The sequence below is a fragment of the Deminuibacter soli genome, assembly GCF_003412455.1.
GTDB classification, from domain to species: Bacteria; Bacteroidota; Bacteroidia; order Chitinophagales; family Chitinophagaceae; genus Deminuibacter; species Deminuibacter soli.
In genome coordinates, this window is record NZ_QTJU01000021.1 from 1 (window position 1) to 5272 (window position 5272).

The window sequence follows — 5272 nt, forward strand, 5'->3', positions numbered from 1 at the left end:
AGGTTCACAACCTTAACATCAGCAGTAGCGGATAAAGCAGTAGTGCTTTATCGGTTAAAGATCTTTGAAAGAAGGAAGCAACAGTACGTAACGAAAGTTATGGTAAGATTGCAAGCGTAACACAATTAAAACTCCGACGTTAATTTTTAATTTGAGAATTAATAGTCAGACAAACTTTTTTACAATGGAGAGTTTGATCCTGGCTCAGGATGAACGCTAGCGGCAGGCTTAATACATGCAAGTCGAGGGGCATCAGGATGTAGCAATACATTGCTGGCGACCGGCAAACGGGTGCGGAACACGTACGCAACATTCCTCTAACTGGAAGATAGCCCAGGGAAACTTGGATTAATATTCCATAATATAATTGGTCGGCATCGATTGATTATTAAAGTTCCGGCGGTTAGAGATTGGCGTGCGTCTGATTAGATAGTTGGGGGGGTAACGGCCCACCAAGTCAACGATCAGTAGCTGATGTGAGAGCATGATCAGCCACACGGGCACTGAGACACGGGCCCGACTCCTACGGGAGGCAGCAGTAAGGAATATTGGTCAATGGACGCAAGTCTGAACCAGCCATGCCGCGTGAAGGATGAAGGTCCTCTGGATTGTAAACTTCTTTTATCTGGGGCGAAACAGTGGATTTCTATCTGCCTTGACAGTACCAGATGAATAAGCACCGGCTAACTCCGTGCCAGCAGCCGCGGTAATACGGAGGGTGCAAGCGTTATCCGGATTCACTGGGTTTAAAGGGTGCGTAGGCGGGCAGGTAAGTCAGTGGTGAAATCCTGGAGCTTAACTCCAGAACTGCCATTGATACTATTTGTCTTGAATTTCCTGGAGGTCAGCGGAATATGTCATGTAGCGGTGAAATGCTTAGATATGACATAGAACACCGATTGCGAAGGCAGCTGACTACGGGTGAATTGACGCTGAGGCACGAAAGCGTGGGGATCAAACAGGATTAGATACCCTGGTAGTCCACGCCCTAAACGATGGATACTCGACATACGCGATACACAGTGTGTGTCTGAGCGAAAGCATTAAGTATCCCACCTGGGAAGTACGACCGCAAGGTTGAAACTCAAAGGAATTGGCGGGGGTCCGCACAAGCGGTGGAGCATGTGGTTTAATTCGATGATACGCGAGGAACCTTACCTGGGCTAGAATGCAGTTTGACCGTGGATGAAAGTTCATTTTGTAGCAATACACAGACTGTAAGGTGCTGCATGGCTGTCGTCAGCTCGTGCCGTGAGGTGTTGGGTTAAGTCCCGCAACGAGCGCAACCCCTATCATTAGTTGCCATCAGGTAAAGCTGGGAACTCTAATGAAACTGCCGTCGTAAGACGCGAGGAAGGAGGGGATGATGTCAAGTCATCATGGCCTTTATGCCCAGGGCTACACACGTGCTACAATGGTAACTACAAAGAGCAGCCACTTGGCGACAAGGCGCGAATCTCAAAAAAGTTATCTCAGTTCAGATCGCAGTCTGCAACTCGACTGCGTGAAGCTGGAATCGCTAGTAATCGTATATCAGCAATGATACGGTGAATACGTTCCCGGACCTTGCACACACCGCCCGTCAAGCCATGGGAGCCGGGTGTACCTAAAGTCGGTAACCGAAAGGATCTGCCTAGGGTAAAACTGGTGACTGGGGCTAAGTCGTAACAAGGTAGCCGTACCGGAAGGTGCGGCTGGAATACCTCCTTTTTAGAGCACGCAGTGATCTTTTCAATTGTTGCTTCCGATTTCTTTCAAAACATAATGGTGATAAAGACCCGTTCAGACCCGTAGCTCAGTTGGTTAGAGCGCTACACTGATAATGTAGAGGTCACCAGTTCAACTCTGGTCGGGTCTACAATCAAGTTGAAGGTTTAAAGTTTCAGGTTTAACGTTACACATTAAACTTTAAACGTTAAACGACAATTAGCCTTGGGGGGTTAGCTCAGTTGGCTAGAGCATCTGCCTTGCACGCAGAGGGTCATCGGTTCGACTCCGATATCCTCCACAGAACCTGGGATGTAAGACAAGTGTTTGAAAAAAAGTAGTTCTTTTGCCTGTTGTTTTTTTATGATGTTGGCCACCGGGCCTGGAGGTTCACAACCTTACCATCAACAATTCTTGTAGCTCGTAGCTTGAAGCTCGCAGCTGAAAGAAAAAGTTCTTTGACATATTGGGAAAGCAATTTTAAAGCAAATCAGTTTGCAGTGTAGCAGTACACTGATCAAACAAAAGTATATTGAAGATTTTTAAAGCGAATAAGGGCGCATGGTGGATGCCTAGGGTCTGAGAGGCGAAGAAGGACGTGGTAAGCTGCGATAAGGCAGGGGGAGCTGCACACAAGCGTAATATCCCTGCATTTCCGAATGGGACAACCCGCTATACTGAAGGTATAGCACTCGAAAGAGAGCCAACCCGGAGAACTGAAACATCTAAGTACCCGGAGGAAAAGAAAATAACAATGATTCCCTAAGTAGTGGCGAGCGAACAGGGAAGAGCCCAAACCGTATTTGCGTGCAGATACGGGGTTGTAGGACTGCATTTAGAAAGCGTTATCAAGCTGAAGTCTCTGGAAAGTGACACCATAGCAGGTGAAAGTCCTGTAAGCATAAATTAACGTAGACGAGCAGTATCCTGAGTAGCGCGGGACCGGAGGAATCTTGCGTGAAACTGCCAGCACCATCTGGTAAGGCTAAATACTCCTCAGACACCGATAGTGAACCAGTACCGTAAGGGAAAGGTGAAAAGCACCCCGAACAGGGGAGTGAAATAGTACCTGAAACCGTGCGCCTACAAGCGGTCGGAGCAACGCAAGTTGTGACGGCGTGCCTTTTGCATAATGAGCCTACGAGTTGCTCCTCACTGGCGAGGTTAAGTTCATCTTTAACGGAGCCGCAGCGAAAGCGAGTCCGAACAGGGCGACTAGTCAGTGGGGGCAGACGCGAAACTTTGTGATCTATCCATGGGCAGGTTGAAGTTCTGGTAACACAGAATGGAGGACCGAACCCGTTAACGTTGAAAAGTTCTGGGATGACCTGTGGATAGGGGTGAAAGGCCAATCAAACTGAGAGATAGCTCGTTCTCCCCGAAATGTTTTTAGGAACAGCCTCGGATAATAGAAGTATGATAGAGGTAGAGCTACTGATTGGGCTAGGGGGCTTCACCGCCTACCAAACCCTGACAAACTCCGAATACTATCATATATCTCCGGGAGTGAGGCTGCGGGCGCTAAGGTCCGTGGCCGAGAGGGAAATAACCCAGATTAGCAACTAAGGTCCCTAATACATAGTTAAGTTGATCAAACGAGGTGGGACTTCAATAACAGCCAGGATGTTGGCTTGGAAGCAGCCATTCATTTAAAGAGTGCGTAACAGCTCACTGGTCGAGAGGTCCTGCACGGAAAATAATCGGGCATCAAACTATGAACCGAAGTTCTAAAATTGTACTTGTACAATTGGTAGGGGAGCATTGAAACGACCTCGAAGCTGACAGGCGACTGTTGGTGGAGTTGTTTCAAAAGAAAATGTAGGCATAAGTAACGATAAGAAAAGTGAAAAACTTTTCCGCCGAAAGTCTAAGGGTTCCTGATCAACGTTAATCGGATCAGGGTTAGTCTGGTCCTTAGGAAAACCCGAAAGGGGCATCTGATGGAAAGAAGGTTAATATTCCTTCACCTGCACACGATAAAAGTGACGCATGGACGTGGTTGTTGCGTACTGACGGAATAGTGCGCCTGAGCGGAACCTTCGGGGGAAGCGAAACAATAAAATCCGTGCCGAGAAAAGCGAGTGATGCAGCCAGTACCGCAAACCGACACAGGTAGACGGGATGAGTATTCTAAGGCGCTCGGGTGAGCCGTGGAGAAGGAACTAGGCAAATTAACGCTGTAACTTCGGGATAAAGCGTACCGCAGTGATGCGGTCTCAGTAAAATGGTTCAACCAACTGTTTAACAAAAACACAGGGCCCTGCAAAATCGAAAGATGACGTATAGAGCCTGAAACCTGCCCGGTGCTGGAAGGTTAAGGAAGGATGTTCGGCGCAAGCCAAAGCTTCTGACTGAAGCCCCAGTAAACGGCGGCCGTAACTATAACGGTCCTAAGGTAGCGAAATTCCTTGTCGGGTAAGTTCCGACCTGCACGAATGGTCTAATGAGTTGAACACTGTCTCCTCCACGAGCCCGGTGAAATTGTAGTATCGGTGAAGATGCCGGTTACCCGCCACGGGACGGAAAGACCCCGTGAACCTTCACTACAACTTTGCATTGATTTTGAGCACCAAATGTGTAGGATAGTTGGGAGACTATGAAGCAGTGTCGCCAGGCATTGTGGAGTCAACGTTGAAATACCAACCTTTTGTTGCTTAGAACCTAACCTTGAAAAAAGGGACATTGCATGGTGGGTAGTTTGACTGGGGTGGTCGCCTCCTAAAAAGTAACGGAGGCTCGCAAAGGTACCCTCAATACGGTTGGTAATCGTATATAGAGCGCATTAGTAAAAGGGTGCTTGACTGTGAGACAGACACGTCGAGCAGGAGCGAAAGCTGGCTAAAGTGATCCGGTGGTTCTGCATGGAAGGGCCATCGCTCAAAGGATAAAAGGTACTCCGGGGATAACAGGCTGATCTTACCCAAGAGCTCATATCGACGGTAAGGTTTGGCACCTCGATGTCGGTTCGTCACATCCTGGGGCTGGAGAAGGTCCCAAGGGTTCGGCTGTTCGCCGATTAAAGTGGCACGTGAACTGGGTTCAGAACGTCGCAAGACAGTTCGGTCCCTATCTGTGGTGGGCGCTAGGAAATTGAGAGGACGTGACCTTAGTACGAGAGGACCGGGTCGCATGTACCGCTGGTGAATCAGTTATGCCGCCAGGTGTATTGCTGAGTAGCTATGTACAGCAAGGATAAACGCTGAAAGCATCTAAGCGTGAAACCTACCTCAAGATGAGTTTCCTTTTAAGGGTCGTCAGAGACGATGACGTTGATAGGCTACAGATGTACAGATGGTAACATCAAAGTCGAGTAGTACTAATTGCCCGTAAGCTTTAATTTTTGATTTGTTTAGTTGCAATCCCAATATGTACCTTATTACGGTTTAACAACCAAATGACTTATGGTGGTTTTGCCGAGGGTGTTCACCTCTTCCCATACCGAACAGAGAAGTTAAGCCCCTCATGGCCGATGGTACTGCACCAAAATGCGGGAGAGTAGGTAGCTGCCATATTTATTAAAAAGAAGCCTTGTTCGCTCTGTTGCGGATGAGGCTTTTTTGTTTGG

At 48.0% G+C, this 5272-nt stretch carries 2 tRNA genes and 3 rRNA genes; all 5 read left to right on the plus strand.

Annotated features, from left to right (window positions below):
- Nucleotides 1-181 precede the first annotated feature (181 nt).
- A 16S ribosomal RNA gene (locus DXN05_RS24385) occupies nucleotides 182-1710 on the plus strand.
- 74 nt (nucleotides 1711-1784) lie between these two features.
- Nucleotides 1785-1858 (plus strand) — tRNA-Ile (locus DXN05_RS24390).
- 76 nt (nucleotides 1859-1934) lie between these two features.
- Nucleotides 1935-2008: transfer RNA gene (locus tag DXN05_RS24395), tRNA-Ala, on the plus strand.
- Between the two features lie 240 nt (nucleotides 2009-2248).
- A 23S ribosomal RNA gene (locus tag DXN05_RS24400) occupies nucleotides 2249-5047 on the plus strand.
- 60 nt (nucleotides 5048-5107) lie between these two features.
- Nucleotides 5108-5219, plus strand: a 5S ribosomal RNA gene (gene rrf / locus DXN05_RS24405).
- The 16S, 23S and 5S rRNA genes sit together here with 2 tRNA genes alongside, the layout of an rRNA operon.
- Nucleotides 5220-5272: the final 53 nt, after the last annotated feature.